The 25,889-nt window shown below is 63.6% G+C and carries 27 protein-coding genes; 8 read left to right on the top strand and 19 right to left on the bottom strand.

Annotated features, from left to right (window positions below; genetic code table 11):
- Positions 1-319: 319 nt before the first annotated feature.
- Positions 320-661, top strand: a complete 342-nt coding sequence (locus tag KUF59_RS38750; protein ID WP_212461905.1) for a hypothetical protein — start codon at positions 320-322, stop codon at positions 659-661.
- Positions 662-721: 60 nt separating this feature from the next.
- Here the strand turns inward: KUF59_RS38750 and KUF59_RS38755 are convergent, their stop codons facing one another.
- The 4 genes from KUF59_RS38755 to KUF59_RS38770 form a co-directional block, all read right to left on the bottom strand.
- Complete coding sequence (locus KUF59_RS38755) at positions 722-1,345, bottom strand: peptidoglycan recognition protein family protein (RefSeq protein WP_212461904.1); 624 nt, start codon at positions 1,343-1,345, stop codon at positions 722-724.
- A gap of 28 nt (positions 1,346-1,373) precedes the next feature.
- Complete coding sequence (locus KUF59_RS38760) at positions 1,374-2,588, bottom strand: GGDEF domain-containing protein (protein ID WP_212461903.1); 1,215 nt, start codon at positions 2,586-2,588, stop codon at positions 1,374-1,376.
- A gap of 584 nt (positions 2,589-3,172) precedes the next feature.
- Positions 3,173-3,784: a LysE family translocator gene (locus KUF59_RS38765; protein ID WP_212461902.1), complete on the bottom strand. Its 612-nt coding sequence runs from the start codon at positions 3,782-3,784 to the stop codon at positions 3,173-3,175.
- Positions 3,785-3,862: 78 nt separating this feature from the next.
- A complete protein-coding gene (locus KUF59_RS38770; RefSeq protein WP_212461901.1) occupies positions 3,863-4,240 on the bottom strand; it encodes a response regulator in 378 nt (125 codons plus the stop codon).
- 171 nt (positions 4,241-4,411) lie between these two features.
- Between KUF59_RS38770 and KUF59_RS38775 the strand changes: the two genes are divergently transcribed.
- The gene (locus tag KUF59_RS38775) at positions 4,412-5,242 is read left to right on the top strand and encodes an SDR family NAD(P)-dependent oxidoreductase (RefSeq protein ID WP_212461900.1); all 831 of its coding nucleotides are present in this window, start codon (positions 4,412-4,414) and stop codon (positions 5,240-5,242) included.
- Between the two features lie 177 nt (positions 5,243-5,419).
- On the opposite strand, the gene KUF59_RS38780 is transcribed toward KUF59_RS38775, so the two are convergent.
- The 4 genes from KUF59_RS38780 to KUF59_RS38795 all read right to left on the bottom strand — a co-directional run bounded on the left by KUF59_RS38780 (position 5,420) and on the right by KUF59_RS38795 (position 10,426).
- Positions 5,420-6,220 (bottom strand): lytic murein transglycosylase, encoded by an 801-nt coding sequence (locus KUF59_RS38780; protein WP_212461899.1) that lies wholly within the window; start codon positions 6,218-6,220, stop codon positions 5,420-5,422.
- An 805-nt stretch (positions 6,221-7,025) separates the two neighbouring features.
- Entirely contained in the window at positions 7,026-7,436 is a 411-nt protein-coding gene (locus KUF59_RS38785; RefSeq protein ID WP_212461898.1) for a hypothetical protein, read from the bottom strand.
- Entirely contained in the window at positions 7,396-8,349 is a 954-nt protein-coding gene (locus tag KUF59_RS38790; protein ID WP_212461897.1) for a zinc metalloprotease, read from the bottom strand. The genes KUF59_RS38785 and KUF59_RS38790 overlap by 41 nt, the downstream gene beginning before the upstream one ends.
- A 55-nt stretch (positions 8,350-8,404) precedes the next feature.
- Entirely contained in the window at positions 8,405-10,426 is a 2,022-nt protein-coding gene (locus tag KUF59_RS38795) for a S41 family peptidase (RefSeq protein WP_212461896.1), read from the bottom strand.
- 408 nt (positions 10,427-10,834) lie between these two features.
- On the opposite strand from KUF59_RS38795, the gene KUF59_RS38800 reads away from it, so the two are divergent.
- Positions 10,835-11,071, top strand: coding sequence for a hypothetical protein (locus KUF59_RS38800; RefSeq protein ID WP_212461895.1), 237 nt, complete (start codon positions 10,835-10,837; stop codon positions 11,069-11,071).
- Between the two features lie 18 nt (positions 11,072-11,089).
- Here KUF59_RS38800 and KUF59_RS38805 read toward each other — a convergent pair whose 3' ends face one another.
- The 4 genes from KUF59_RS38805 to dnaG form a co-directional block, all read right to left on the bottom strand.
- Positions 11,090-11,467: a thiol-disulfide oxidoreductase DCC family protein gene (locus KUF59_RS38805; protein ID WP_212461894.1), complete on the bottom strand. Its 378-nt coding sequence runs from the start codon at positions 11,465-11,467 to the stop codon at positions 11,090-11,092.
- Positions 11,468-11,512: 45 nt separating this feature from the next.
- The gene (locus KUF59_RS38810) at positions 11,513-12,424 is read right to left on the bottom strand and encodes a DUF817 domain-containing protein (protein WP_212461893.1); all 912 of its coding nucleotides are present in this window, start codon (positions 12,422-12,424) and stop codon (positions 11,513-11,515) included.
- Positions 12,425-12,852: 428 nt separating this feature from the next.
- Positions 12,853-15,003, bottom strand: a complete 2,151-nt coding sequence (gene rpoD / locus KUF59_RS38815; protein ID WP_212461892.1) for an RNA polymerase sigma factor RpoD — start codon at positions 15,001-15,003, stop codon at positions 12,853-12,855.
- A 383-nt stretch (positions 15,004-15,386) separates the two neighbouring features.
- The gene (gene dnaG / locus KUF59_RS38820; RefSeq protein ID WP_212461891.1) at positions 15,387-17,396 is read right to left on the bottom strand and encodes a DNA primase; all 2,010 of its coding nucleotides are present in this window, start codon (positions 17,394-17,396) and stop codon (positions 15,387-15,389) included.
- Between the two features lie 171 nt (positions 17,397-17,567).
- Here dnaG and KUF59_RS38825 point away from each other — a divergent pair, with 171 nt between their 5' ends.
- Positions 17,568-18,131, top strand: coding sequence for a chlorite dismutase family protein (locus KUF59_RS38825; protein ID WP_212461890.1), 564 nt, complete (start codon positions 17,568-17,570; stop codon positions 18,129-18,131).
- Here the strand turns inward: KUF59_RS38825 and KUF59_RS38830 are convergent.
- The 3 genes from KUF59_RS38830 to KUF59_RS38840 all read right to left on the bottom strand — a co-directional run bounded on the left by KUF59_RS38830 (position 18,128) and on the right by KUF59_RS38840 (position 19,545).
- Positions 18,128-18,526 (bottom strand): gamma-glutamylcyclotransferase family protein, encoded by a 399-nt coding sequence (locus KUF59_RS38830; RefSeq protein ID WP_212461889.1) that lies wholly within the window; start codon positions 18,524-18,526, stop codon positions 18,128-18,130. The genes KUF59_RS38825 and KUF59_RS38830 overlap by 4 nt on opposite strands.
- 71 nt (positions 18,527-18,597) lie before the next feature.
- Positions 18,598-19,413 (bottom strand): transglutaminase-like domain-containing protein, encoded by an 816-nt coding sequence (locus KUF59_RS38835; RefSeq protein WP_258767916.1) that lies wholly within the window; start codon positions 19,411-19,413, stop codon positions 18,598-18,600.
- Positions 19,414-19,545: a hypothetical protein gene (locus KUF59_RS38840; RefSeq protein WP_258767917.1), complete on the bottom strand. Its 132-nt coding sequence runs from the start codon at positions 19,543-19,545 to the stop codon at positions 19,414-19,416.
- A gap of 91 nt (positions 19,546-19,636) precedes the next feature.
- On the opposite strand from KUF59_RS38840, the gene KUF59_RS38845 reads away from it, so the two are divergent.
- The gene (locus KUF59_RS38845; RefSeq protein ID WP_212461887.1) at positions 19,637-20,440 is read left to right on the top strand and encodes an N-formylglutamate amidohydrolase; all 804 of its coding nucleotides are present in this window, start codon (positions 19,637-19,639) and stop codon (positions 20,438-20,440) included.
- Between the two features lie 59 nt (positions 20,441-20,499).
- Here KUF59_RS38845 and KUF59_RS38850 read toward each other — a convergent pair whose 3' ends face one another.
- The 4 genes from KUF59_RS38850 to KUF59_RS38865 form a co-directional block, all read right to left on the bottom strand.
- Entirely contained in the window at positions 20,500-21,486 is a 987-nt protein-coding gene (locus KUF59_RS38850; protein WP_212461886.1) for a DUF3592 domain-containing protein, read from the bottom strand.
- A 76-nt stretch (positions 21,487-21,562) separates the two neighbouring features.
- Positions 21,563-22,183 carry a LysE family translocator gene (locus KUF59_RS38855; protein WP_212461885.1) on the bottom strand — a complete coding sequence of 207 codons (621 nt, stop codon included), beginning with the start codon at positions 22,181-22,183 and terminating at the stop codon, positions 21,563-21,565.
- A gap of 288 nt (positions 22,184-22,471) precedes the next feature.
- The gene (locus KUF59_RS38860) at positions 22,472-23,014 is read right to left on the bottom strand and encodes a hypothetical protein (RefSeq protein ID WP_212461884.1); all 543 of its coding nucleotides are present in this window, start codon (positions 23,012-23,014) and stop codon (positions 22,472-22,474) included.
- A 4-nt stretch (positions 23,015-23,018) separates the two neighbouring features.
- Positions 23,019-24,467 carry an LVIVD repeat-containing protein gene (locus tag KUF59_RS38865; RefSeq protein ID WP_212461883.1) on the bottom strand — a complete coding sequence of 483 codons (1,449 nt, stop codon included), beginning with the start codon at positions 24,465-24,467 and terminating at the stop codon, positions 23,019-23,021.
- 113 nt (positions 24,468-24,580) lie between these two features.
- Between KUF59_RS38865 and KUF59_RS38870 the strand changes: the two genes are divergently transcribed.
- From KUF59_RS38870 to KUF59_RS38880, 3 genes are read left to right on the top strand one after another with little or no spacing between them, the layout of a single operon-like run.
- Positions 24,581-24,895 carry an ArsR/SmtB family transcription factor gene (locus KUF59_RS38870; protein WP_140977353.1) on the top strand — a complete coding sequence of 105 codons (315 nt, stop codon included), beginning with the start codon at positions 24,581-24,583 and terminating at the stop codon, positions 24,893-24,895.
- Positions 24,888-25,355: an SRPBCC family protein gene (locus KUF59_RS38875; RefSeq protein WP_212461882.1), complete on the top strand. Its 468-nt coding sequence runs from the start codon at positions 24,888-24,890 to the stop codon at positions 25,353-25,355. Before KUF59_RS38870 ends, KUF59_RS38875 begins: the two co-directional genes overlap by 8 nt.
- Positions 25,355-25,867, top strand: coding sequence for an SRPBCC family protein (locus KUF59_RS38880; RefSeq protein ID WP_212461995.1), 513 nt, complete (start codon positions 25,355-25,357; stop codon positions 25,865-25,867). Before KUF59_RS38875 ends, KUF59_RS38880 begins: the two co-directional genes overlap by 1 nt.
- Positions 25,868-25,889: the final 22 nt, after the last annotated feature.

Genomic DNA, 25,889 nt, shown 5'->3' on the forward strand with positions numbered 1-25,889 from the left:
CCATCAATTGGCGGATCGACGAACAAGGAAGCCGGCGGAAACGCCGGCTTTTTGTTTTGGACCAGAGGACTCTTCCCTTCTCCCCTTACAAGGGAAAAGGGTGCAGCGAAATGCGCGGCCGGCACGACGCCGGCCGGCCCTCAGCACGCGCAGTCTGATCGCATTTGCGACAAAAGCGTTGCGAGATTTAACTGATGCGAGCGGGCCCAAAGCATCTCCTGCCTCGTCTTCACGAAGCTTGCTTGAACCGGTTCAAAGGAGCAACCGACGAACGGGGCGTCAGACCACAGCATCACGAAAGACAGACGGACGAGACGCCGTGTCGATCATTCTGCAATCCACCGTGGGCGGCTTCTCCGCCGAGTTCATGCGCAAGCTGCGGCTCATTGAGCAGGCGATGCGCGAACACCGGCTCGATCCCTCGCAATTGGTGATCTCCAAGGACCGTGCGAGCACCGCGGCGATTCCCGGCGCCGGGGCGTTCTTCCATGACTACAGCGTGTTCTTCGGCGACGACCACTTCACCGTCACCGAGCCCAACGACATGCTTTTCCTGGACTATTTTTACAAGCGCGTGCTGGCGTCCGACGAGATGCCGGCATTGCGGCGGCCGGTGGGGCTGTTCAGGCGGCTGATCGGCTGGATGGCGTTGCCGGCTTGAACTCTTTCGCCATGCCGGGGCACGCGCAGCGCGTGCCCCGAATGACGTCCGGCTGGAGCCTCACTCGCCCCACTCCCGCGCGAGCGTCGCGAGCGCGCAGCCCTCGCAGTAGCGGGCGTCCTTGTAGTCGATCCAGTTGTGGGCGTAGACGCGCTCGCGCGGGATGTCGTAGCGGGCGCGCAGCACGCGCACGAGGATCCGCCACGCCGCGATCTGCGCCTCGGTCGGACCTTTGGCGACGTCGGGAAAATTGCCGGCGAACTCGACGCCAATGGAGTTGTCGCGCACCACCTGGCGATAGGTCGCCTTGTTGTCGATGTACTTGTTGTCGTTGCGGTTGGCGCCGTCGCCATGGGTCGGCACCAGGGTTTCCGCAACAGCCCAATAAACCGTGCCGTCGGTCTCGACCCACACGGTGACGCCGCGTCGCGTCGGGTTCTTGGCCTGCTCCAGCGCGCCGCCGCGTGCGGAGCCTGCCGGCCCCTCGGTCTGGTGCACGATGATGTTGCGCCACGGATGCGCCTTGGCGACGTCGCCCCAGGACGCGAGCCAGACGATTTTCAGGCCGGGAATCTCGGGCGCTCCCGACGACCGCGCGATGGTCGTGAGGTCGTTGGTCTCAGCCGCGACGGGAGAGAGGAGAAAGCTGGCGGCGAGCGCCGCCGCAAACAGGCGAAAAATCATTCGGTGCGGGTCCAATGCGACCCTGAACCTAGGCGTATTTGCGCGTCGCCTCAATCGGGCCCGGCGTGAGGTCGGGCTGCAGCGTCGGCATGGGATCGTAGGCCGCGTAATCGTTCTTGCCGTTCTTCTTGGCGGCGTAGAGCGCCTCGTCGGCATGGGCCATCAGCCGGTCCGGATACTGGCCGACGCCATAGTCCCATTGCGCGACGCCGATCGAGACCGCGATCGGGATGTCGCCGCCGGTGCAGGTTTCCGCATCCCTGCGGCAGACGTCGAGCACCCGGCGGGCGATCGCGGCGCCCTCCTGCAAATTGGACGACGGCAACACCACGCAGAACTCGTCACCGCCGGTGCGGGCGAGCATGTCGCCGGGACGGAGCCGGGTCTGCGCCATCAGGGTGAAATGCTGGAGGCAGGCGTCACCCGCGGCATGGCCGTGGGTGTCGTTGATGGTCTTGAAGCCGTCGAGGTCGATCACCATCAGCGAGAACGGCTCGCCGCTGCGCATCGAGCGGGCGCATTCCTCCGACAGGCGCTGCAGCAAATGGCGCCGATTGGCGACACCGGTGAGGTCGTCGAGCAGCGCGAGGTCGGCGACCTCGTTACGCAAGCGATCCATCGCCATCAGGAGGAAGCCGAAGTTGAGCGTCATCGACAGGAACAGGAGCCCGAGCACGACCACGGCATTGGCCTGGCCGCCTCCCAACGCCGAGAAGTCACCGCCAAGCAGGTTGCCGATCGCCCTTCCTGCATAAATGCCGGTGATCGTGATGATGACGAGGCCGGCGAGCCGCGCTCCCGGTGCGGCCCGGCCTTCCCGCTCCGACCACAGCAGTCTCAATGTCATTGCGAGCGGCAGTGATTGTCCCAGCGAATAGCACAGCATGCGCAACGGCGCGCTCTCGTAGACAAAGGTGAAGAAGACCATCGCGCCGACGCTTGAGCCCACGATCAGCGCGGTCGCCCGCCAGGAGACGGGCCGGTCATAGAAGCGGCGGATGCCCATGGCCGCGAGGCAGGCGGCAACGATCACGCCGGCGCCGCCAAGCAATAGCGGCGGCATGGAATCGAAGTAAAAGCGGGTCAACGCCGTTATCGCGCCGCCCGCGCCGACGAAGGCCGATGCGGCCCAGAACCGTGCTGCTTCGAGCTTGGGATAGGCGCGCGTCACATAGGCCCAGATCAGGCCAAGCGCCAGGAAGTTGATGACGAACACCACCCAGAGCGTCGGTACGTTCAACATGACGATCGCAGCACGCGCATCGTCCCGCTCCCATTGTTTGGCAGCCGTTCGGCCATAACCATCCCCGTTTTCTTGCGGACGAGAATGCGCGGGGTGCGCTTAACGGAGTCTCACTGCGATCTCTGAAACCACCGCCTTGGTTTTGGATTCATGAACGATCGTTCCGCATTCGCATATCGTTAGGCATGTCGATCGCCGCCACCAGCGCGTCGCCAAGACGGTCGCCAAGCCGGATTCGCGTGCAAAAATCACCCGAAAATGCATCTGAGCTGTGGATAACGTAATGACACAGATGTGACAGCACGGGGCAGGCGCCCGCGAATCTGCTGAGTTTAGCGTTGAGGATGTTGCGAGGCTGGCCCTCCGCCGAGCATCCCTCGTGTCGCGTTCCACCATTAACCCTTGAGAGGATACTATGGCTAAGAAAGCGAAGAAGGCGAAAAAGGCGAAGAAGGCCAAGAAGGCCAAGAAGAAGTAACGCTACTTCTTGTTCTTTGCCCGGGTGGAGCACGCTCCGCCCGGGCGTCAAAGCAGGATCGACAGACGGATTGAAAGCGGCGGGCTCGGGCCCGCTTTTTTATTGCCTAACGTTCGGCAAACGCCAGCTTGGCGCCGAGCGCGGCAAAGCCGGCGGCAAAGCTGCGGCGCAGCCAGGCCATCACGCGCGGGCGGGAGATGACGCGCTCACGGACGGACGCCGCGAACAGGCCGTAGACGACGAAGACCGCAAACGTCATCGCCATGAAGGCGCCGCTCAACTCCAGCATCCGCAGGAGCGGCTGGCTCTCGTCGACCGCAACGAACTGCGGCAGGAAGGCGAGGAAGAAGATCGAGAGCTTTGGATTGAGGATGTTGATCAGGAAGCCGGTCACGATCACCGACAGGCTCGAGCGCTCCTTGATCCGCCCCTCCACCGCCAGCACGCCGGTCTCGCGCAACGCCTGCCAGGACATGTAGAGCAGATAGACCACCCCGCACCATTTCAGCGCGGCAAAGGCGAGCGCGCTGGTGTGCAGCACGGCAGCGAGCCCCAGCATCGCCGCCGTCATGTGCGGCACGATGCCGAGCGTGCAGCCGAAGGCTGCCGCCACGCTCGCCCGCGAGCCGCGCGTCAGCGCAGCGGCGAGTGTGTAGAGCACACCGGTGCCGGGGGATGTGACCACGATCAGGGACGTGATGAGGAAGGACCAGGACATGCCCTGCCCTTAGCACTCTCCTTGCACTCGAGAAAGCGCGCCCTCGTTCAAGAAGGGGATCTGCCCTTCAAGAAGCCGTCAGGACAATTGGGCGATCTCGGCCTCGCGCAGCACGTCCAGCGGCGCCCAGGGCTTTGCCCAGAACTTTGCGCCGTCCGGCAAGGGCTGGGTCAGGGGACGGCCGGAGGTGACGACGACGTCGAGCCGCGGGTTGCGCGCCTTGGCGACGTAAGCCAGCTCGACGCCGGTCATGGAGCCGGCGAGCTGCACGTCGGTCATGAGGAGGCAAAGCCCCGGGGTGGTGGTCTCCTCGAGCACGGCTCGCGCATCCTCCGCGCGCTCGCAGGCAATGACGCGATAGCCGCTCTCCTCCAGCAGCAGGCTGAGCATCGCACGCTGCATGGAATCGTCTTCGACGATGAGCGCGGTCGCGCGAGATGGCCTGGCTTGTCCCATAGGCGTCCTCCTCCGTGCCGATCGTCGTCAAAAAGCAGTGGGATTAAGCCGATAGGGGGCTGGCCGGTTCGGTTCCAAATTGAGAAAGTTGCGGGAACCCCAATGCGCTCCGAACAGACCTGCATTCGCCGCCATCAATTATCGATCCAATTCTCAATCCTTGGAGCTGACATGACCACGATCCGCGGCGCCGCCGCCATTACCGGAGCTGCGAGCGGTATCGGCCGCGCGCTGGCGATCGAGCTCGCGCAGCGCGGCTGCGACCTTGCGCTTGCCGACCGCGATGAAGCCGGGCTGAAGGAGGTCGCGGCCGAGATCGGCCAAGGACGCAAAGTCAGCGTCCATCGCGTCGATGTCGGCGAAGCGAGCGAGATCGCGCGGTTCGCATCGGAGGCGATCGCGGCGCATCCGGCGCTCAGCATCATCGTCAATAATGCCGGCGTTGCGCTGCTCGGCCAGTTCGACGAGATCGACCAGGCGCAGATGGAATGGCTGTTCAACATCAATTTCTGGGGCGTCGTGCACGGCACGCGCGCGTTCCTGCCGCACCTGAAGACGAAGGGCGAGGCGCACATCGTCAACGTCTCCTCGATCTTCGGCATCATCGCGCCGCCCGGCCAATCGGCCTATGCGGCGGCGAAGTTTGCGGTGCGCGGCTTTTCCGAGAGCCTGCGCCACGAGCTCGCGGTGGCAAAGAGCCCGGTGAGGCTGTCCGTGGTGCATCCCGGCGGGGTCTCGACCAGCATCGTGCGCAATTCCCGCACCGGGGTCGGCGTCACCGACAATGAGCGCCGCTCGCAATCGATCGAGCGTTTCGACAACGCGGCCAAGACCACGCCGAAGGCGGCGGCGCTGCGCATCATCAAGGGGATCGAAGGCAACGAGCCGCGCATCCTGATCGGCAACGACGCGAGATTCATGGACCTCCTGCAACGCTTCCGCCCCGGCACGTACTGGGCGCCGCTGCAGCGAAGGCTGGAGAAGATGGCGCAGGGGAAGTGAGGGGGCGGAGATCGCCGAACAATGACGGTGTCATTCCCCGCGAAGGCGGGGAATCCAGTACACCGCGGCCCCTCCATATCACGTCACCGCCTCTGGAATACTGGATCGCCCGCCTTCGCGGGCGATGACAGCGAGAGTGTGGCACGAGCTCGCGCCGCACACTCAACTGTCGCCCCCTCACTCCCGCAACCTGTCCGCATAATACCCGATCGTCTTGCGGTAGATCAGCGCGCGGTTCCATTCGCGCATGGCTTCGAAATTCGCCGTGCCTTCGCCGTAAGGCACTCCCATCTTGAAGCCGCTGGTGTGCAGGAGGTTCGCGGTGGAGGCGAGCACGTCGGCGACGCTGTGGCGGAGATCGACGCGGCCGTCGCCGTCGAAGTCGACGCCGTATTTGATGTAGGACGACGGCAGGAACTGGGTTTGGCCGATCTCGCCGGCGAAGGCGCCGATCAGGTCGCGCAGCGGCAGGTCGCCGCGCTGCACGATCTTCAGCGCTGCGAGCAGCTCGCCCTGGAACAGCTCGGTGCGGCGGCAGTCATGCGCGAGCGTGGCGAGCGTGCGCACGACCGGCAGCTTGCCGATGTCGCCTTTGCCAAAGTCGCTCTCCAGGCCCCAGATCGCGACCAGGATCTGCCGCGGCACGCCAAACTTCTGCTCGATGCGCGTAAGCAGCGCCGCATGGCGCTGGAGCATCGCCTTGCCGCCATTGATGCGGCCGGCGCCGACGCGGGTCGCAACGTACTGCTCGAAGCTCTTGTTGAAGGTGTAGCGCTGGCGGCGGTCGAAGGCGAGCACGCTCGCATCCTGCGTCACGCCTGATAGCGCAGCGCTGGTCACGCTCGCCGAGACGCCGGCGGCCTGCGCCTCCGAGGTCATGCTGGCGATGAAGGTGTTGAAATCGCCGCCGCAGCGCGCGGCGAAGGACGGCGTGGCGAGGAGCACAAGCGAAGCCACGGCCGGACCAAATCTCAGCATGTAGAGTCTTTCCCAAATCATTGCGCAACGCGGCTGCGATCATGCCCGGGAACCGGTGGGCCGTCAAAGCGACACACGTCATCAGAACTGATCTCAGCCTGCGAGCCGCCCGACCTCGGAGCAGAGCGCAAAGCTGCTCACGAGCCAGCCGCAGCTCAACGTCTTCATCGTCAACCACACCGACACCAGGGTTGGCCGTTGCGCGATGAGACCGGGTGAAATTGGCGTTCGGGCGCCTCACCAAAAAAAATGTACGAAACAACCCCATGCACAGTAGCCGCGGCGTACGGGTATGACGACATGCGCATTTTCCGAAATCAACTTGACACGTCGGGCAAATCGGGTGTAAAAGAGGATCATCGGGCAATCCGCAGGAGAGCACACGCCAGGATGCGTTGCGGCGGCACGCTGGCGCCCGTTGCGGATCTGGAACTCCCGCAGATCCTTGCGCTTGTGCGCAAGACGGAACTGCCGCGACAGAGACGCGATCGCGTGCGCAATCGAGTTTTTTTGACGCGCCAGACAAAGTTGCGACGCTGAGATCGATGGCAAATATCCGTCAGCGATCACTTCTCAACGACTGCACAAAACGCTGTCACAATTTCCTTGCAAATCGCATGGCGAGGGATAGAATTCTATTTAAGGTTGTCGCCCCTCCAGCCCCGGACGACACTGAACGACCAACAATAAACGGCGGGCTTTCGGCCCGCCGTTTATTGGGGATGGCAGATCGGTTCGTCAGTCGCAGACGAACAGCCGCGCGGATCGCGGCGATAGATCTCGCTTCACATTCACGCGCTTCCCTTCAATCCGCCCGCAACTTGAGCACTTTGTCAGTGCATTCGACGATCGTCAGATGCTGCGGGATCGTCTCTGCGGGCCGGAACAAGTGAAGCGAAGCCCCCTCGCCGCGCGACCACGAGCCGTTGCGCGCACGCGTGCGATCATCGAGACCGGCCCCCAGAAACAGCACGGTGCCGTCGGCATGGAACTCAAACCAGTCGCGGCCGCGCGATGGTGGAAACACAAAACCTTGCGGCCGCAGCACCATGACGCCATTCGCGTCTTCCTCGCGCGAATGGCCCCACGTCCCGATAAGACATTCAAACTCGCTTGCTGCCACCGCTTCCTGGTTCCATTGCAATTCGCGCGGGCCGATCCACGCGAACCGCGTGTCAGGGCCCGGCTCCGGCCGCCACGCCAGCGAGCGCAGCAACCATGGGCTTGCCGATCATCGATCGCGGCCCGGCAAGCGTAGCACGTATTCGCGCAACCTGTCCCGGTGTGAACATGAACATCGAATCATCGTCGACATAGTCCATGTAGTTCATGAACATGTCGCCGCTCGGGGCATTGTGGCAACTGACATGCGGAAAGGTCGGCTTGCCGAAGTTCTCATGGTCCTGAACCGGCGTATCTCCGACCTTGTCGTCCGTGTTGCAGCCGGCCGCGTCTCCCCAGATGTGATAGAGGTCGAGCCAGTGTCCGACCTCGTGGGTCGCCGTCCGCCCCAGATTGAAGGGCGGTGCTGATGTGCCGCTCGTCCCGAACGCATTGTGAATAATGGCGACGCCGTCGGTCGCAGGCAGGCCGCCGGGAAACTGGGCGTATCCCAGCAGTTGGCGCGGCCCGTCGATCAGTTCCGGACAGACCCACATGTTGAGGTATCGGGTCGTATCCCAGGAGTCGTGTCCGCCTTGAGCAGTGAACTTCATGGCATTGTCGGTACCGAATTGCTGGACGTTGGTTAAGGTACGCGTGATGCCGGAGGTCGGTTGGCCCTGCGGGTCGATGGTCGCCAATGCGAATTCGACAAAAGCGTCTGCCACGAGCGGCTGGAATGCGCCGGGTACCTTCGCGGTATCGGGATTCTTCTTGCGATAGTCGTTATTGAGCACGTCGATCTGGCTCTTGATCTGCGCGTCCGCGATGTTTTCCGACCCGCCGCGGTGGATCACGTGGACCACAACCGGGATGACGGTCGGGACGGTGGGAGCCGGAAGCGCTCCCATGGCCATGGCCTGGGCCTCGATCGCCGCCCTCGCGCGAGCGTAGTCGGCATTGGTGCGCATCAAAGCCGCGTGAATGTCGTGGGCGCCGCAGGTGCGCCGGTCAGGTAAGTCCGCCATCTATGAAACCCCTCCCGTTGGATCCGAAGGACGAAACGCCCGAGGAAAAGCTCCGTCAGGCCTGCAATCGGCGACAGCAGACGAGCTTGCCGCCGGCGTAACCTCGCAATTCAATGCTCATCGCCGAAGCTGAGAGCCTGAACTCCTGGTTCTCAGGCAAAACAAATTTGACGGCACGATCAGCGACATTCCTCGAACCGCGCGGCCGTCCCTCGACGAAGACATCGACGTAGTCGACATTGTCGGTCGCGAGTTCGAACGACAACTTGTCGTTCGCTCGAGCCGACTTGACCTCGAACCTTCGGACCGGTTCGGTCAGTCCCGCGAGCTCCGCGGCAGCGCGCGCGAGCAAGTCCGGATTGTTATTGAGGACGTCGTTGCGCGTGAGCTTATGCTCGGCATTGGGCGTGACGCCGAGTTCTTCCAGCTCGGTGCCGGCTTCATCGCCGACGCGCAGCGTTCTCCGTATCGCTACGCGCATGCTCGCGCCCTTCGGCAGTTGATCGAGCGGCGACGGATTTCCTCCGGCCGCGAAGAACTGGCGAATGAGCTCGAGCGTCCAGACATTGGCGCCACCCGCGCCCGTATTTCTGTCGGTGCCGAGGATCCGTCCGATCTTGTGATCCTGGAATCCAGCCGAAAAGATATCGGTCGTGCTGTAACAGCGTGCATCAGTGATCAGGAGGACGGGGCCGTAGTAGCGCTGTCCGATGTCATTGCAGCGCTCGGGAGCAGTGATCGGGAAGGCGGCGGAGAATGCCGCTCCCGTCTCGACCGCCCGGTCGAGCGAAGGCGCCCAGCTCTTCAACTGGTCGACGGACTTGCAAAGCGTCGCGTTGGGCCTGGTGTTGATGAACTGCAGCCTGCACGGTTCGATGGTCCTGGGCGTCAGCAGTTGAAGCAGCCGCTCGCCCGCCCAGATCAATCCGCCGCCATTGCCGCGAACGTCGACGATGAGCCCGTTCTTCGGCATCTCGGGAAGATCTATGAGACGGAGGAACTCGTTGACGAACGCGACGTCGTCGCCGACGGAGAACGTGAAGATCCGCACATAGGCGTAGGCCTTTCCGCCTGAATTGACGACCTGGGCGGAGAATACGTCGGGCATGGTGGACTGCGTGCCGCTCACGGCGCTTTCGACTGCCACGGTTTCCGCTGCCGCGGTCTCCCCCGGTGCCGCGCCGGCCGCCATGCTCGTCACCCGGGCGTTGATACGTGCCGATTCGAGGTCGCGCTTGGCCTTGATCACGTGCTGGGCGAACAGCAGCTTGTTGATCCGCCGGAATGTATCGCCTTCCAGATCCAACCCCAGCGCGGCCGCTGCGGCACTGGGGACGTCGGGAGCCACCGCATCCGCTTCAGGCGGAAGTCCGATGATGGCCCAGTCGGCGCGAAACTCCAGCGCATTCCCGGCAAGATCCGTGTAGCCGATCACCACCCATTCCTCGTCGGGAGGCGGCGAGATGTTCATGGCGCGCTTCGTCAGACCCGCAACGCCGCGCGCGTGGCGCGCCGCCGGGTTGCTGCCCGCATGATAGGAGGCTGCAATCTCCACCGCGCGATCGATCGGCACGCCGTTCCAATAGGTGAGCTCGACGCCGGGGACGAAGGTCGCATGGCTAAAGCCCTGGACGGTTTGCGCAACGATGTATTTGCGCCGGCCGCCGTCGAAACATGCTTCGACACGGAACGGCAGGAACGCCGTCATCTGGGAAAAGTGGGATGGCAGTATGTAGTTGGTGTGAAGATCGCGAAGCGAGGTGAAGATATCCGTCATCTCGTGATGAAACGCGATCTCGCTGGCGAGCTGGGGCAGCCTGCGCTGCAGAAGGCGCAGACGCTGCAACGGATCCACCCCGTGCATCGCTCGCTTGAGGGGCAGGTGCGCATAGAATCCCTCCAGCAGCTTGATGGCCTGGTCGACGAGCAGATCAATCTCTTCCGGTGTCAGCTTGTCGATGGTCTGGAGGAACTCTCCGAGCCCCCTGCCTCCCGTGAAAGTCGCTCGCACGCTGTCGTCGGCGGCAGCGGCGAAGTCGCTCAGGCTGCCACCATCAGATTTGGGGATGCTTGCCATGATCCGCCCTCGGCAACGAACAACGAATAGAGACGTCCGCGCACGCCGGCGCGCGGTCAATGAACTAGGTAAGTAATTTCAACCTAAAAATGCTTTTTATCTACGATACACCTGTCGACGATCGCCTTCAAGTTGTCCGTGTGCGGGGTCGTCGGGATGACAGTGTGACCTCTTGCCACGGCACCCGAGCGGAGCCGGCACAAGAATAAACGGCGGGCTTTCGGCCCGCCGCCTACTGAGGCAAGGGCGTCATTGCGGTGTCGTATCAGACCTTTCGAGGCGCGTGAGGCTTCGACCCCAGCAATCACTTTCGTCGATCGATGGCGCGGGAGCTCCGCAGGCCCGGGCTCCGCGCTGAAGACCCGCAATATCATTTGACCGTGGCGCCCTTCTCGACCACAAGCGGCCATGGCCAAAAAACCCGGAACCAACCCCAAAGGCGAGTTCGCCTTTTTCAACGTCGTCTATGAAGACGATTCCCAACGCTCCAACCGCCGCGTGCCCACTGAGCTGCTCGACGGCCTCGACGGCGACGAACCCGCGCGCGGCTTCATCATGGAGCAGGACCGTGAGATCGCCGAGAAGTCGGGGCGACCGGCGCTGGGGATCAAGCGGATCGAGCGGGTCGGCGCGAAGAAGAAATAGGCGGGCAAAGACGCACGCTCACCAACGCCCGCTCCACTTGTTCCAGGCAAACAGCAGATCGGCAAAGCGGTCATAGAAGAAGCGCGTGAACGGCAGCGCCACGCGATTGCCGAACAGCGCCGCAAGCCACCCCTCCCCCGGCGTTATCCGCCACAGCGCAATCGCGACATCCGCGCCGACGATGAGCCGGCCGGCCTCATCGGTCGCATGCAGGCGGCGCCTGATGTCGTCGAGCGAGGCGCCAAACTGCGCCAGTACATCGGGCTGCTCGTTGATATCCTTGAACTCTACCGTGCCCGCGCGCACCAGCGCCAGCAGCTTGTTGCGCTGCCAGTCGATGCCGGCGTCGCAGACGGGGCAGCGGGTGTTGTAGTAGACGGTGAGATTGGCCGGCATTATCGAAGCGCCTTTCGTGTCGGAAGTACAAGCCGGCGGGCCGGACTACGCAGCTTGCCGCTCTGCCTCGCCGGAAGCCACCTTTGCAACTTCCGGCTCCAGCGTGGCGCGCGGCGCATTGACCAGGCTCACCAACGTGTAGCTGATGATGAGGAGTAGGAACCACGAGCCGAACTTGGCGGGCGATACCAGCGCCCATGCGTGCTGCTGGGACGGGTAGAGCCAGATTCTGGTGTAGGTGCCGATGTTCTCGGCAAACCAGATGAACGACGACACCAGCACGAGGCCGAGAGGCAGGGGCATGGAGCGGTAGTCGGCCCAGACCTTGAAGTAGATGGTGGTGCGTCCGAACACCAGAGCCGCTACGACAAAGAGCAGAACGCGCAGATCTACCACGAAATGATGCGCGAAGAAGTTCAGATAGATTGCAATGCTCAGCGCAATGAGCGCCGAGCGCGACGGGTGCCGCTCGAAGCGGAAATCGAACAGGCGCCATGCGCGGCATAGGTAACTTCCGATGCACGAATACATGAAGCCGGTGAACAGGGGCACGCCGCCGATCCGGAACAAGCTTGGCTCGGGATAGATCCACGAGCCCATCGAAGTCTTGAAGATCTCCATCACCGTGCCGACGACATGGTAGATGACGATGACCTTGGCTTCGTCGACCGTCTCCAGACGACTCGCAAGCAGGGCCAATTGCACGGCAATCATGCAGAGAAGCAGGAAATCATAGCGCGCGAGCGGCGCATTCGCCGGATAGAGCCGGTAGGTCGCAATCATCGACGCGACCGCGAAGCCACCGAAAAGGCACGCCCAGCCTTGCTTGACGCCGAAGCGAAGGAATTCATAGAGCCACGCCGTCGACCGGCGCCGCGCCATGAAGCGCCCCAGACGCCATTCGCCGACGATGAACCGGCGAAGCGGCGGCCAGTTTGCCGCGGCACTCGCCCGCATGATGCCGGCCGCAGACTCGCCTATGTCGGTTTGCCGATTGAATGTGTGATGCACGGCGGGAACCGTGCGCACCGACCGCGATCAAAACAAGGCGGATCTTTGCAGAATTTCCTGAGAGCCCAAAAACCTGCGACAGATCCACTGCACCGCCGCTTGCACAGGCGCATTCGCGGTGGGTGCAACTGGTCGAACGCCCGTCATCCCAACGGCATGTCGCATGTCGCGCAGGATCTTATGACGCTAAAGCGCGATGGCTTTAGGTTGAATCGTCACCGCGCTTTAGCTCTTTGTTTGAGCATGATCTTCTCGGAAAACCGCTGCGCACTTTTCCGGATCATGCTTTAGGCCCTCGTCAAACAAACGGCGGGCCTTCGCCCGCCGCTGTGTCCGATGGTTGCCCGGGTCAAGCCCGGGCATGACAATCTCGATCAGTTATCCAGGAAGCTCCGCAGCTTCCTCGACCGCGACGGATGCTTCAGCTTCCGCAGCGCCTTGGCTTCGATCTGGCGGATGCGTTCGCGCGTCACGCTGAACTGCTGGCCGACTTCTTCCAGCGTGTGGTCGGTGTTCATGCCGATGCCGAAGCGCATGCGGAGCACGCGCTCTTCGCGCGGGGTGAGCGAGGCGAGCACGCGCGTGGTGGTCTCGCGCAGGTTCGACTGGATCGCGGCGTCGATGGGGAGGATCGCGTTCTTGTCCTCGATGAAATCGCCGAGGTGCGAATCCTCTTCGTCACCGACCGGCGTCTCGAGCGACAAGGGCTCCTTGGCGATCTTGAGGACCTTGCGCACCTTCTCCAGGGGCATGCCGAGCTTCTCGGCAAGCTCTTCCGGGGTCGGCTCGCGGCCGATCTCGTTCAGCATCTGGCGCGAGGTACGCACGATCTTGTTGATCGTCTCGATCATGTGCACGGGGATGCGGATGGTGCGCGCCTGGTCGGCGATCGAGCGGGTGATCGCCTGCCGGATCCACCACGTGGCGTAGGTCGAGAACTTGTAGCCGCGGCGGTACTCGAACTTGTCGACGGCCTTCATCAGGCCGATGTTGCCTTCCTGGATCAGGTCGAGGAACTGCAGGCCGCGGTTGGTGTACTTCTTCGCGATCGAGATCACCAAACGGAGGTTGGCTTCCACCATCTCCTTCTTGGCCTGGCGGGCTTCGCGCTCGCCCTTCTGTACGGAGTGCACGATCTTGCGGAATTCGCCGATCTCCAGACCCGTCAGGGCTGCGAGCTGATGCACCTCGTGGCGGAGGTCCTTGATGCGGTCCTTCTCGTGGTGGACGAAGTTCTTCCAGCCCTTGGCCGAAAGCTTCGAGACCCGGTTGAGCCAGCGCGGGTCGAGCTCAGAGCCCTGGTAGTTGCGCAGGAAGTCGTCGCGGGCGACGCCGTGGCTGTCGGCGAGCCGCATCAGGCGGCCCTCGTGCGAGACGAGGCGCTTGTTGATGTCGTAGAGCTGCTCGACCAGTGAATCGATACGCGCCTGGTTGAGGCGCAGCGACTTCACCTCGACGATGATCTCGTCTTTCAGCTTCCTGTACTTGCGCTCCTGGTGCGGCGAGAGCGACGGCCCGTGCGAGGTGCTCTCGAGCTGGTTCTGGATGTCCTGCTCCTGGAGCTTGCGTAGCTTCTTGTAGTTGTCGGCGATCTTGTCGAAGATCTCGACGACCTTCGGCTTGAGCTCGGCCTCGATCGCCGCGAGCGACATCTGGTTCTCGAACTCGTCGTCCTCGTCCATGTCGGCTTCGGCAGCGGCCTCGCCCGGATCCTTCTCGGCTTCGCCACCATTGGGGGCGGCAGGCGCGGCACGGAACGGGGTCGGCGACGGCGGAGCGGCGGGCGGCGCGACAACGGGCGCAGCGCCAGCGGCCGCGGCCGCGCCTTCCGCAGGTGCCTCGCCGTTCTCGCCGGCGGGACCGCCGATCATCTGCGGGTTCATGCCGCCCTTGGCGTCGGGACCGGCATAGGTCGCTTCGAGATCGATGATGTCGCGCAGGAAGATCTTGCCTTCGTTGAGCTCATCGCGCCAGATGATGATGGCCTGGAAGGTCAGCGGGCTTTCGCAGAGGCCCGCGATCATCGCCTCGCGGCCGGCCTCGATGCGCTTGGCGATCGCGATTTCGCCTTCGCGGGAGAGCAGTTCGACCGTGCCCATCTCGCGCAGATACATGCGCACGGGATCGTCGGTGCGCTCGCCCGGCTCGCTCTTCTTGACCTCGGTGACGGCCTTCTGCGTGACCTCGACGAGCTCGTTGTCGGTATCGTCGTCCGAGGAATCCTTTTCCTCTTCCTCACCCTCGGCGTCGTCGGCCTCGGTGACGTTGATGCCCATGTCAGAGAGCATCGACATGATGTCTTCGATCTGTTCGGGCGAGGTCTGGTCGGACGGCAGCACTTCGTTGAGCTGATCGAAGGTCACGAAGCCGCGCTTCTTGGCCTGCTTGATCATCTTCTTCACTGCCGCGTCGGACAGATCGAGCAAGGGCGAGGGAGCGTCCTGGGAATCCTTCTCCGGAGCGTCCGCTGCCTTGTCGTCCTTTTCCTTGTCCTTCGCCTGCAGCGTCTTTGCCTTGGTGGCCATCCATTGCTCCTGAAACGCGCTTATCATGCAGGTGGCGTGCAGCACGCCTGCCTGAATTCACTTGAACCTGTTGCTCGCCGCTCTCGCTTCGCCAGATCTCGACACAGAAAGGGCGGCGCAAACGTCGTTCGCCACCCCCAAACCTATCTCGTCGGATTTACCTAACGCTTCGTGAGCACCTTTCGTGTCGCCGGCGAATGCAGGTTGAGTACCAACAGCGATTGCGCGGATTTATTCCTGACGCCTCTGTTTTGCCTGCGGCCGCCTGGGGCCAAAGTGCTACAAGACCGTTAAGCCTCGATTAACCCTGTTTCTGCCGCCAAACCTTGGATTTGGCGAGTCTTTTTGCGGTTCCGGTCGCTCCCGTCCGCATGATTCTTGTCTCACACGCTCTTCTGGACCCGGCCCGACAGCTCGCCAAACCCCTCGATCAGGGCCTCGGTGCCGTCGACTTCGGCCATCCTGGCCTTGACGTCGCGCAGCCATGCCAAATTGGCCTCGCTGGGGTCTTCCCCCAAGGCCAGCTCGGCGTCCTTCAACTCCCTAAGTAGGGAATGCCATTGCCGATGCAAGGCAACGAGCTGATGCCAGGTTGACAAAACGTCATCCCGTGCCGCGCCCTCCCGCGCGCCCCACACCGCCTGGGTCGTGATGGCCCGCTCAACCCTTTGAAGAAGCGGGATAAATCCGCCTTTCTCGAGGTCGGAGCGCATCTTCTCGGCCTGCTCGCCGGGATCGGGGCTGTGGTGGTGGTCATTGGCAAAAGCCGCGATGATGCCGGCCCGGAGCTTGTGCGCCTCGGGGTGGGCAAGCTCGAGGGCGGCCACCTCCTCCAAATGCTCGTGCAGCAGCCAGGGGTGGTTGATCAGGCTCTGCAGGATCAGGGCCTCGCGGCGGGAGACGGCGCTGCGCTGTCCCCGCATGATCGGGCTCGCCGCAAGCTGCGGGCTCGCCGCCTGGTAGGGGCCTGACGGTAACGAGGTGGGGATCGGGCCGCCGCGGCGGTTCGCGCCTGCGAATCGATTCGCGCCGCCGCCAGAGCCGCGCGGCTGAAAACTGCGGCCGCCATTGCCTCTAAAGTTGCCACGGCCGGCAAAATTGCCGCCGCGCCCGCCCTCGGGAGCAAAGGTGCGCTGAAGCCGCTCGGCGAGATCCTGGCGATAGTAGCGCCGCACGACCTCGTCGCGGATGCCGTTCGAGAGCTCATTGATGCGCGCTTCAAGCGCAGCGCGGCGCTCGGGCGTCACAAAGCTGCCGCCCTCCAACTCGCGCGACCAGATCATGTCGGCGAGCGGACGCGCTGATGCGAGCACCTCCTCGACCGCGCCGCGACCGCCGGAGCGCACGAGATCGTCGGGGTCCTGCCCTTCCGGCAACAGCGCGAAGCGCAGGCTCTTGCCGGGCGCGAGAAACGGCAAGGCGAGGTCCGCAGCACGATAAGCCGCCTTCTGTCCGGCCTTGTCGCCGTCGAAGCAGAGGATCGGCTCGTCCGCCATCTTCCAGAGCAGCGCGAGCTGGTTTTCGGTCAACGCAGTTCCGAGCGGCGCCACGCTGCCTGCAAAGCCTGCCGTGACCATGGCGATGACGTCGACATAGCCCTCGACCACGATGAGGGGCGCGCCGTCATGCGTGGCTTTGCGCGCGGTCGGGTGGTTGTAGAGATTGTCGCCCTTGTGGAAGAGCGGCGTCTCCGGCGAGTTGAGATATTTGGCTGGAACGTCCTTCTCCAGCGCGCGCCCGCCGAAGGCGATGACGCGGCCGCGCAGATCCGTGATCGGAAACATCACGCGATCGCGGAAGCGATCATAGGGCACGGGAATGTCGTCGCCGCCGATCAAGAGGCCGGTCTCGATCATGTCCTCGACCGAGACGCCCTGCTTGCCGAGATGCTCCTTCAGCGCGAAGCGCTCGGGTGGCGGCGGCGCATAGCCGATGCGGAACTGCAACTGCGTCGCCGGCGACAATGCGCGATCGGCGAGATAGCCGCGCGCTTTCGCGCCGACGCGCGAGGCCAGGGTCTCCGAGAAGAACTTTGCGGCGAGCTCCATGACGTCATGCAGCGTCCGACGGCGCTGCTCGTGGCGCGCGGCATCTGGCGTTGCCGCCGGCAGCGGCAGTCCCGCCATGCCGGCGAGCCGCTCGACGGCCTCGGCGAACGGCAGGCCGTCGGTCTCCATCACGAAGGAGATGATGTCGCCGTGCTTGCCGGAGGAGAAGTCGTGGTAAAATCCCTTCTGGTCGTTGACGTAGAAGGAGGGCGTCTTCTCCTGCTGGAATGGCGACAGCCCCTTCCACTCCCGCCCCGCCTTCTTCAGCTTCACGCGCTTGCCCACGACTTCGGAGACCGAAAGCCGGGCACGCAATTCGTCAAGGAATTGGGGCGTGAAGCGCATGGAATGAGTCTAGCGGACCGCGTGAGTCGGGGCGAACGATTACGGATATAGGGGCGGCCTGACGAGAAGTCAGGAATGTCGGGCTTATCCGAGTTATTCGACCTATGCACAGCCCCGTTATTGGCACTAGATGCGCTTGATCGCGGCCCGGTTCCACGCTTCGATAGCATCATGTTCACAACCTTTCGAGGCGGCCAGAGCGGGGGTTGGCGCGTCACCTCGATCTCACCCGTCAAGGGCGATCCCCTGCCATTCATGCCGGCGCTGTCGGTGGTATCCAGCGAGGCCATCGCGCTGCCGCTGGTGCCGTCGCGCAATTCCTGGCGGCTTGTCGGCGTCGCCAGCCATTTGCGCTACACCGAACGGGCCGAGAAGGAGAAGCTCCTCGCCGTACAGGCCGGGCTCGGACGCGTCGAGGCGACCTGCGCGGCCCTGATCCCGATCAGGAAGACCGCGGCCTGGTGGGATCTCACGCCTGAGGAGCGGCGCGCGATTTTTGAGGACAAGTCGCACCATATCGCCAGCAGCATGCGATTCCTCCCCGCGATCGCACGGCAGCTCTATCACTGCCGGGATCTCGGCGAGCCTTTCGACTTCCTGACCTGGTTCGAATATTCGCCGGCGCATGCTTCGCTGTTCGAGGAGCTGGTGGCGATGCTGCGCACGACCGAGGAATGGCGCTACGTCGAGCACGAAATCGACGTCCGCCTGGTGCGCGAGGTGCTGACGCCTTAGTGCTCCAGGAAGCGCCCCGACTCGATGCGGGGCAGTTCGGTGACCGGCCAGTTGTAGATATAGGTCCAGGCCTTGTCGGCGCTGCCATCCGCAAGCGTCACGTCGATCAGCCTGCGCAGATATTCGGTCGGCTCGGAAAAGCCCTCGCCGCAGGCCTCGTACATATCGAACTCACGCAAAAGCTCGTCCGGCGTGCGCAGGCGGAACAGCTCGCCATGGACGACGTCGGAGGCCGCGTCCGACAGCAGCAGGCCCGGATAGTGTTTTATGAGATAGAGCCGGCCTCGGCAGGTGGCGCTGCCGATGAAGTCGGCATGCGCGGAAAGCAGCCGCGCCATCGGATGGTCGAAGCCGCGCATCAGGGTGCCGTAGACGAAGAGACGATCTGAGGTCATGGAAGTTACTTACTGTCATTCCGGGGCGACGCGAAGCGTCGAACCCGGAATGACGAAACCTAGCGGCATTTTCAACCCACCGTCACCACCTCATCGCTGACCACCACAAACTTCTTCAGCTCCATCCGGCCAAAGCTCGTCGACAGCGCGACGTCGGCCGCGTCGCGGCCCGTCGCTATCAGGATGCGGCCGATGCGCGGGACGTTGTGGCGGGCATCGAAAGTGAACCATTTGCCGGACAGATACGCCTGAAACCAGCCGGAAAAATCCATCGGAAACGGCTCGGGCGGAATGCCGATGTCGCCCATATAGCCGGTGCAGTAGCGCGCCGGGATGCCCATGCAGCGGCAGAGGGCGACGGCCAGATGCGCAAAATCGCGGCAGACGCCGCTCCTCTGCTCGTAAACGTCATGCGCCGACTTCATGTGATGGGCGTGTTCGTAGCCGAAGGTGACGTGGCGATAAACGAATTCGGTGATGGCCGCGACGCGTTCCCAGCCTGGCTCCGTCTTGCCGAACAGCGACCAGGCGATGTCGGTGAGCTTGTCGGTCTCGCAATAGCGGCTCGGCATCAGATAGAGCAGCAGCTCGTTCGGCAGCGTTTCGATCGGCACCTGCTGCGCGGATGGCATCACCTCGTCCGGCAGCCCCGTGTCGCGCACCAGCGCGCTGCCTATCAGCGTGACGCCGCCGGCGGGCGCAACGAGGCGGCCGCAGATATTGCCAAAACTGTCGTGGTAGAAGCGGATCGGCACGTCGGGATCAGTGACGACCGTCTCCTTGCCGACGATGTCGGCCACGCGCGAGGGATGGATGTTGAGCATGATGACCATCGGCGTCGGCTGCGCAGCGGCGTAAGCGATCTCGAAGCCGACCTTGATGTCCATCTACGAATCCTCTGTCTCCAGCTCTTTGTCGCAGGCCTCGACCCCCGTGCTCTCCCCCGGATCGCCGAGTGCCTCCTGCTCGTGGCGCTTGCGATCATGTTCGGTCTTGTGATGAATCGTCAGCAGCGGCATCGTCCGTCGATCATGGTGATTTTGGGCGGACTAATCTATAGCGTTGGCTGCCCAATTTTAAGGGAACGTGCTTTTTACATAGGCAACCGGAATGGCTTTAGACGCGACTGACGCGCCACATCAACTCCTCCAAACGAACGATATTTTCCCGGTGTTTGAGGCCAATGCAGACGGCCGCTCGCCGTTCCTGCTCACCTCGGATCACCACGGGCGGGCTTTGCCGCGCGCGCTCGGCGATCTCGGGGTCAGCGAAAGCGAGCTGACGCGGCACATCGCCTGGGACATCGGGATTGCCGGCGTCGCCGAGCGGCTCGCAAAGATGCTCGACGCGCATTTGATCGCGCAGCGCTATTCGCGGCTGGTGATCGACTGCAACCGCCCGCCGGGCGTGGCGAGCTCGATTCCCGTCATCTCGGAGGCGACGACGATTCCCGGCAATGAGGGCATTTCGGGAGGGGCGCGGGACGCGCGACGGCGCGAGATTTTCGATCCGTACCATGCGCGCATCAAGGCGGCGATCGATGCGCGCGTGCACGCGAAGCGCCCGACCGTGCTGGTGGCGCTGCACAGCTTTACGCCTGTTTATGCCGGCGTCGCGCGGCCCTGGCACATCGGCACGCTCTATCATCGCGACACGTTGCTGCCGCGGCTCTTGTTGCAGCATTTGCGCGCGGAGAGCGATCTCGTCGTCGGCGATAACGAGCCCTATGCGGTGAGCGACCTCACCGACTACGGCATCCCCGTGCATGGCGAAGCGCGCGGCCTGATCAATACCGGCATCGAGATCCGCCAGGACCTCATCTCCGACCAGTCCGGCCAGCAGCAATGGGCCGAGCGCCTGGCGCGGATTTTTGGCGAGATCGAAGCAACGATGCGGGCGGAGGGGCTGGTCTAAATTCCTGTTTTGACGCGTTTTCTTTACGCGAACCGGTATCCACTTCGCTCGAAAACGCTCTAGCCGCCGCGCGTGACGACGAACAGCGCGAGCGCGGCGAAGATCGCGGCGATGCCCCACAGCACGTAAGCGATACGGCCGCCACCGCCTGGGTCGAGCGTCGCCTCGGCCGGGTTGTCGGGATTGACGTGGACCTCGACGCGGGCGCCGTCCTGATAGCGTGCCATCAGCTTCTCCAGCATCTTGTTCGAGGCCTGCGGCGTGTTCGCGGCGACGCGAGCCGCTTCATTGGTGTAGCTGACGTTCTGATAGCTGTAGGTATAGGACACGCGCTTGCCGAACATCTCGACGCCGCGCCTGCTGCTGTCGGGGTCGCTGGCCTCGTGATACGCCTCCATCTCCGACACCTTGATCGTGCCCGGCACCACCGGCCAGCGCTGCGCGATCGACGCCTGCCGCCGCACGGCGAGCGCGAACAGCGCAATGACGGAGCCGAAGGCGGCGAAGGCGACCACCAGACCCGCGAGATCGGGGCGGCCGATGTGGTGCGCGAGGTACTCATAGCTCTTGTTGAGGCCGAAGGCCGAGCCGAACAGGATTGCCAGCACGATGGCCGTGCCGATGCCGAGACAGCCCCACAGGCCTTTTGGCATGTCGCGTTCCAGCACCGCCCGATCGGGATGGCGCGGATTGTAGTAGACGGTGACGACGCTGCCGACGGGATATTTCTTCAGCGTCTCCGCGACCTGGAAATTGCCGAGATCCTCACCGATGGAAACGCGGTTACAACGCAGCTTGCGGCCGAAGACGGTGTATTCGTAAGTCACGTTGGCGAAGTTGCGGCTCTCCAGGCGGTAGCCGTCCTCGCGGTCGCTGTCGGAGACGCGGACCTCGCGCAGTTCGGCGGCAGAGGTGACCACCTTGCCCATCGTCTTCGGCCAGCGACTGGCTTCGCGCACCTCCCAGGTCTTGACCACGGCCGCAACGAGAATGAGCCCGAGCGGTGCGAGCAGCATCGCATAGACGAACCAGGGCAAATCGGGCACGGCAAAAAATCCTTCTTCGGCAATGCCCGGTTGGACGTGCGATTGCCGGAAAAGGTTCAATTTACGTAGGTCAGCCCTATTTCGCGCGGGTCAGCGCCAGCCAGATCCCGCCGCCGATCATGAAGCCGCCGGAGATGCGCGAGATCGCCCGCGTGCGCTCGGCCGAGAAGAATCTTCGCGCCCTGCCCGCCGCCAGCGCATAGAGCGCATCGGTCATCACGGCAGTGACCATGAAGGTGATGCCGAGCAGCGCCACTTGCGGGAAGTGCGGCTGGTTCATGTCCATGAACTGCGGGATGAACGCACCGAAGAACACCAGCACCTTCGGATTGGACAGCAGCACCAGAAAGCCCTGGAGGAAGAAGCCACCGCGCGGCGGCGGGGGCGGCTTGTCAACATCGACGCCTTCGACCGGCGACCAGATCAGCTTGATCCCGAGCCAGACGAGATAGGCCGCACCGGCAAAGCGTACCCAGTCGAACCAATAGCCCATGGTCGCCATCAGCGAGGTCAGACCGATCGCGACGATGCCGATCACGATCGCGAGCCCGGCTTGCGCGCCGGCGACGTTGGTCAGCGCCGCGCGGGTGCCATGGCGCAGGCCGTTGGCGATCACCAGCGTCACGATCGGCCCCGGCAGCAACGCCAGGGCAATGCAGGCGGCAAGGAAGGCGAGATAGGCTTGCATGGACATCATGGGGGAACTCGCTGGCAGGTTTGACGGCATTAATGCATGTCGGAGGCGGGAACGGAAGCTGGGCTGGCACACCTGCGCATCACAAATGCGGACGTCATACCCGCGACCCGGCTACGCCAAGGCTTCGCCGGGGCTCGCGGTCTTGGGGCGCCGAAACTTTAGCGTAGGCGGCAAGCGGGGTATCCAGTACGCCGCGGCATCTCCGTATCCCACGACTGCCTCTGGAATACTGGATCACCCGCTTTCGCGGGTGATGACGGCGGAGTTCGCGGCACGAACGCGCTCCCCTCACCGTCCATCCAGCGCCGCGAGAGTCCACGCCCTCATCGCCTCCATCTCGAGAAACGCGAGGGCCACGCGCTGCATGGCCGATTGCTCGTCCCTCCCCTGCATCACCGCAACGAGGAGATCGCAGCGGCGCGACACGGCGATGGCGGTGGCGGCGCGCTGCGCGCCGTCCGGCATGGTCAGCGCATAATGCCGCACCCGCCCCTGCATCTCGCCGAGCTTGACCACCTCACCACGGGCTACTGCGGCGAAGCGCGGCGCGATCAGGTCGACGTCGGCGACGCGGTCGACCTCGTCGTCATCGGCGACCCCGCGGTCGCAATTGCAGAAGCCGCGCTTGGCACGGACATAGAGCTCGACGCCGTCGCATGATGTGCCGTCGCAGCGGAAGGCACGCCCCGCGGGCCAACCGTCGCGCGGGAACGGCCAGGCGATCTCCTGCCAATGCGACCCATGCCGGGACGGCGCGATCTGATACGCGCCCACGCCCGACAAGGCACCGAGCGCGAACACCGCAACCAGCATGGTTGCAGCGCGCCGCATGATGTCAGTTCCGCGGCAGGCCGGCGGCGGCACGCGCCGCTCCGGTCAGTTCCAGGATATGCATGCCGGTATTGGCGCGGTCGACGATGTAGATGTAGCCGCGGTCGTCGGTTTCGACATTGTTGGTCTGGATCGCGACCTTGCAGCGCTCGCCGCCTTCGATCGGGATGCAGCGCTTGTCGGTCGCCTGCGTGATGGCCGGGATGAAATAACCGACCTCCTTTGGGCGATAGGGATCACGGATATCGAGCACGCGCACGCCGGCATTGAAGAAGGCGATGAAGACGAGCTTCTTGTAATAGACCGGCGCCATGCTTTCGTTCGAGGAGTGCGACCCGAAGCGGCCACCGCGCTGGCAGAATGCTCCGCCCGCCTCCGGCACCGTGAAGCTCGAGATCATCATCGGTCGGGTCTCGGTGGTGACGTCGGCAAACCACACCATCTGCCGCGCCTCGGCGCATTCGTTCAAAATCGCCTCGTCCACGATCATGACGATGTCGCGGGTCTTGCCGTCCTTGTCCTCCGCGAACTCCGTGATCGGCATGTCGAGCATCGGAAAGGTCGTGTGCGCGCCGTTGAAGCCGGACATCGGCAGCTTTGCGACTTCCGGATAGCGCAGATTCTCCGGCGTCGGCTCCTTGCCGCCGCCGAGCAGCTTCTCGCGATCGACGATCTGCAAGATGCCGCCCTTGTTGGTGCCATAGCCGAAATAGACGCGATTGCCGGCAGGTCCGGTCGAGATCGGCCCGTGCAACTCGGTCGGCACCGCGCCGGTCGAGCCCGGCTCCTGTCCGGGCAGGCCAAAATCCCTGATCTTCCGCGGCTGCGCGGGATCGGAGAGATCATAGATCTGCGTCATGCGGCGCGTGCGCCAGTCCGGGGCACCGGAAACGAGATAGGCAATGCCGGTGTCGCACTCCCACCAGTTCTTGTGCGTGTCCTTCAACCCGGCGATACGCGTGATGAGCACGGGATTGCTGGGATCGGCGACGTTCCAGATCTCATGCGCTTCGCCGCCGAAGGTTCTGAGCATGTAGACCGCATTGGGATCCCCCTTCGGCAGGGACTTGCCGTCGCAGACGCGCACCATCTGCGCGCCGCCGGATTCGTACTTGCCGGGCTGGCCCGGCAGGTGTCGCAGATATTTCGGGCGTGCGGGATCGGTGACGTCGACGATCGAGGTGCCGTTCGGTTCGGCCTGCCCCGTCAGCGGATTGACCGGCGCGGGTACGTCGTCGGTGCCGCCATGGTGGCCGATATAGGCGATCCAGCGGTCGCCCTGGTGATGGATGGTCGGCTGATAGGCGCTGCGCGCCTGCAGGTCGTTGAAGCCGACAAGCTTCATGTTGGAGGCTTCGGGCGGCGCGCCGACCACCTGCTGCTTCTGCGCCAGGGCACTGGCGCCGCACGCGAGAAGGACGAAGCATGCAGCGAGTTGGACGCGACCGATCATGTGGCCTCCCGGAACCAATCTTTGTTGGCTGACGCTAAAGGCTAACACAGCGATTTGCGTCCGCCAAAGTCGCATCTTGACATGCAACCATTTGGTTGCCTATTATGTCAGCCATGGACGAGGTCTTCAAAGCGCTGGCCGACGCTTCCAGACGGTCGCTCTTGGACAGGCTTCACGCCGAGAACGGGCAGACGCTGAACGAACTCTGCGAAGGCCTGGAGATGACGCGCCAGGCCGTCACAAAGCACCTTGCGATTCTCGAAGACGCCAACCTGATCACGACGATCAGGCATGGAAGGGAGAAGCTGCACTATCTCAACCCCGTGCCGATCCACCAGATCGGCGAACGCTGGATCAAGAAATTCGAGCGCAGCAAGCTCGCCGCGCTCAGCGAGTTGAAACGTCAACTGGAGAAGCGTGATGAGTAAGCCGCAATTCGTCTATGTCACCTACATCGAGACCACGCCTACGAGGCTGTGGCAGGCGCTGACGTCGAGCGAATTCACGCAGGCTTACTGGTTTGGCGCCGAGGTCAGGTCCGACTGGAAGGTCGGCTCCGCCTTCGCGCTCACGCTTGACGGCGAGATCACCGATTCCGGCGAGATTTTGGAGGCCGATCCGCCGCGGCGCCTGTCCTACAGTTTTAAGCACCAGAAATACGAAGAGCTGCGCGGCGAACCGATCTCGCGGGTGGTCTTCACCATCGAACCGTTCGGCCCGCTCGTGCGTTTGACCGTATTGCATGACGGCTTTGTCGAGGGCGGCAAGTATCTCGGCGCCGTCTCAAATGGATGGCCAGCGATCCTGTCCGGGCTCAAAAGCCTGCTGGAGACCGGCAAGGTGCTCGCTATTCCCCGCGCGGCGCTCAACAAGGGATTCGATGCGTGATGAAACTCGATCAGTTCAAGCCGCTGACGGTCTACACCATCTACATCGCGTCCACGCCTGAGAAGGTGTGGGAGGCGCTGACGACGGCGGAATTCAGCCGAAAATATTTCTCGGGCTTTGCGGTGGAGACCGAGCCTCGGCTCGGCGGCAAGTTCATGGTACGCGCACCCGACGGCTCGGAGCACATCAGTGGCGAGGTGCTCGAATATGATCCGCCGAACCGGCTGACCGTGAGCTGGAACGTCAACTGGCCGGACCTCGTCGAAAAGCTCGGCACCACGCTCGTCACCTACGAGATCGCGCAAGCCGGCGAGGCCGTCCGCCTCACCATGAGCGAACGTCACGATCGTCCGCTCAGCGACGACATCCTCTCCGGCGGCCGCACCGGCTGGCCCGCGATCCTCTCCGGATTGAAGAGCCTGCTCGAGACCGGGAAAGCACCGCAGATCAAGATGGCTCCGCCCGCGAAGATGCTGGACGCGCTGAAGGCGATGGGGATCAAGGTGCCGTGATCTCCGCCGTCGTCCCGGACAA

It is taken from the genome of Bradyrhizobium arachidis (assembly GCF_024758505.1).
Lineage (GTDB): Bacteria > Pseudomonadota > Alphaproteobacteria > Rhizobiales > Xanthobacteraceae > Bradyrhizobium > Bradyrhizobium manausense_C.

Coding starts and splice junctions, on each gene's coding strand:
- KUF59_RS38755 (WP_212461904.1), bottom strand. CDS start 1,345: ATGATTTTTCGCCTGTTTGCGGCGGCGCTCGCCGCCAGCTTTCTCCTC.
- KUF59_RS38760 (WP_212461903.1), bottom strand. CDS start 2,588: ATGTTGAACGTACCGACGCTCTGGGTGGTGTTCGTCATCAACTTCCTG.
- KUF59_RS38765 (WP_212461902.1), bottom strand. CDS start 3,784: ATGTCCTGGTCCTTCCTCATCACGTCCCTGATCGTGGTCACATCCCCC.
- KUF59_RS38770 (WP_212461901.1), bottom strand. CDS start 4,240: ATGGGACAAGCCAGGCCATCTCGCGCGACCGCGCTCATCGTCGAAGAC.
- KUF59_RS38775 (WP_212461900.1), top strand. CDS start 4,412: ATGACCACGATCCGCGGCGCCGCCGCCATTACCGGAGCTGCGAGCGGT.
- KUF59_RS38780 (WP_212461899.1), bottom strand. CDS start 6,220: ATGCTGAGATTTGGTCCGGCCGTGGCTTCGCTTGTGCTCCTCGCCACG.
- KUF59_RS38790 (WP_212461897.1), bottom strand. CDS start 8,349: ATGGCGGACTTACCTGACCGGCGCACCTGCGGCGCCCACGACATTCAC.
- KUF59_RS38795 (WP_212461896.1), bottom strand. CDS start 10,426: ATGGCAAGCATCCCCAAATCTGATGGTGGCAGCCTGAGCGACTTCGCC.
- KUF59_RS38800 (WP_212461895.1), top strand. CDS start 10,835: ATGGCCAAAAAACCCGGAACCAACCCCAAAGGCGAGTTCGCCTTTTTC.
- KUF59_RS38805 (WP_212461894.1), bottom strand. CDS start 11,467: ATGCCGGCCAATCTCACCGTCTACTACAACACCCGCTGCCCCGTCTGC.
- KUF59_RS38810 (WP_212461893.1), bottom strand. CDS start 12,424: ATGCGGGCGAGTGCCGCGGCAAACTGGCCGCCGCTTCGCCGGTTCATC.
- rpoD (WP_212461892.1), bottom strand. CDS start 15,003: ATGGCCACCAAGGCAAAGACGCTGCAGGCGAAGGACAAGGAAAAGGAC.
- dnaG (WP_212461891.1), bottom strand. CDS start 17,396: ATGCGCTTCACGCCCCAATTCCTTGACGAATTGCGTGCCCGGCTTTCG.
- KUF59_RS38825 (WP_212461890.1), top strand. CDS start 17,568: ATGTTCACAACCTTTCGAGGCGGCCAGAGCGGGGGTTGGCGCGTCACC.
- KUF59_RS38830 (WP_212461889.1), bottom strand. CDS start 18,526: ATGACCTCAGATCGTCTCTTCGTCTACGGCACCCTGATGCGCGGCTTC.
- KUF59_RS38835 (WP_258767916.1), bottom strand. CDS start 19,413: ATGGACATCAAGGTCGGCTTCGAGATCGCTTACGCCGCTGCGCAGCCG.
- KUF59_RS38840 (WP_258767917.1), bottom strand. CDS start 19,545: ATGCCGCTGCTGACGATTCATCACAAGACCGAACATGATCGCAAGCGC.
- KUF59_RS38845 (WP_212461887.1), top strand. CDS start 19,637: ATGGCTTTAGACGCGACTGACGCGCCACATCAACTCCTCCAAACGAAC.
- KUF59_RS38855 (WP_212461885.1), bottom strand. CDS start 22,183: ATGATGTCCATGCAAGCCTATCTCGCCTTCCTTGCCGCCTGCATTGCC.
- KUF59_RS38860 (WP_212461884.1), bottom strand. CDS start 23,014: ATGCGGCGCGCTGCAACCATGCTGGTTGCGGTGTTCGCGCTCGGTGCC.
- KUF59_RS38865 (WP_212461883.1), bottom strand. CDS start 24,467: ATGATCGGTCGCGTCCAACTCGCTGCATGCTTCGTCCTTCTCGCGTGC.
- KUF59_RS38870 (WP_140977353.1), top strand. CDS start 24,581: ATGGACGAGGTCTTCAAAGCGCTGGCCGACGCTTCCAGACGGTCGCTC.
- KUF59_RS38875 (WP_212461882.1), top strand. CDS start 24,888: ATGAGTAAGCCGCAATTCGTCTATGTCACCTACATCGAGACCACGCCT.
- KUF59_RS38880 (WP_212461995.1), top strand. CDS start 25,355: ATGAAACTCGATCAGTTCAAGCCGCTGACGGTCTACACCATCTACATC.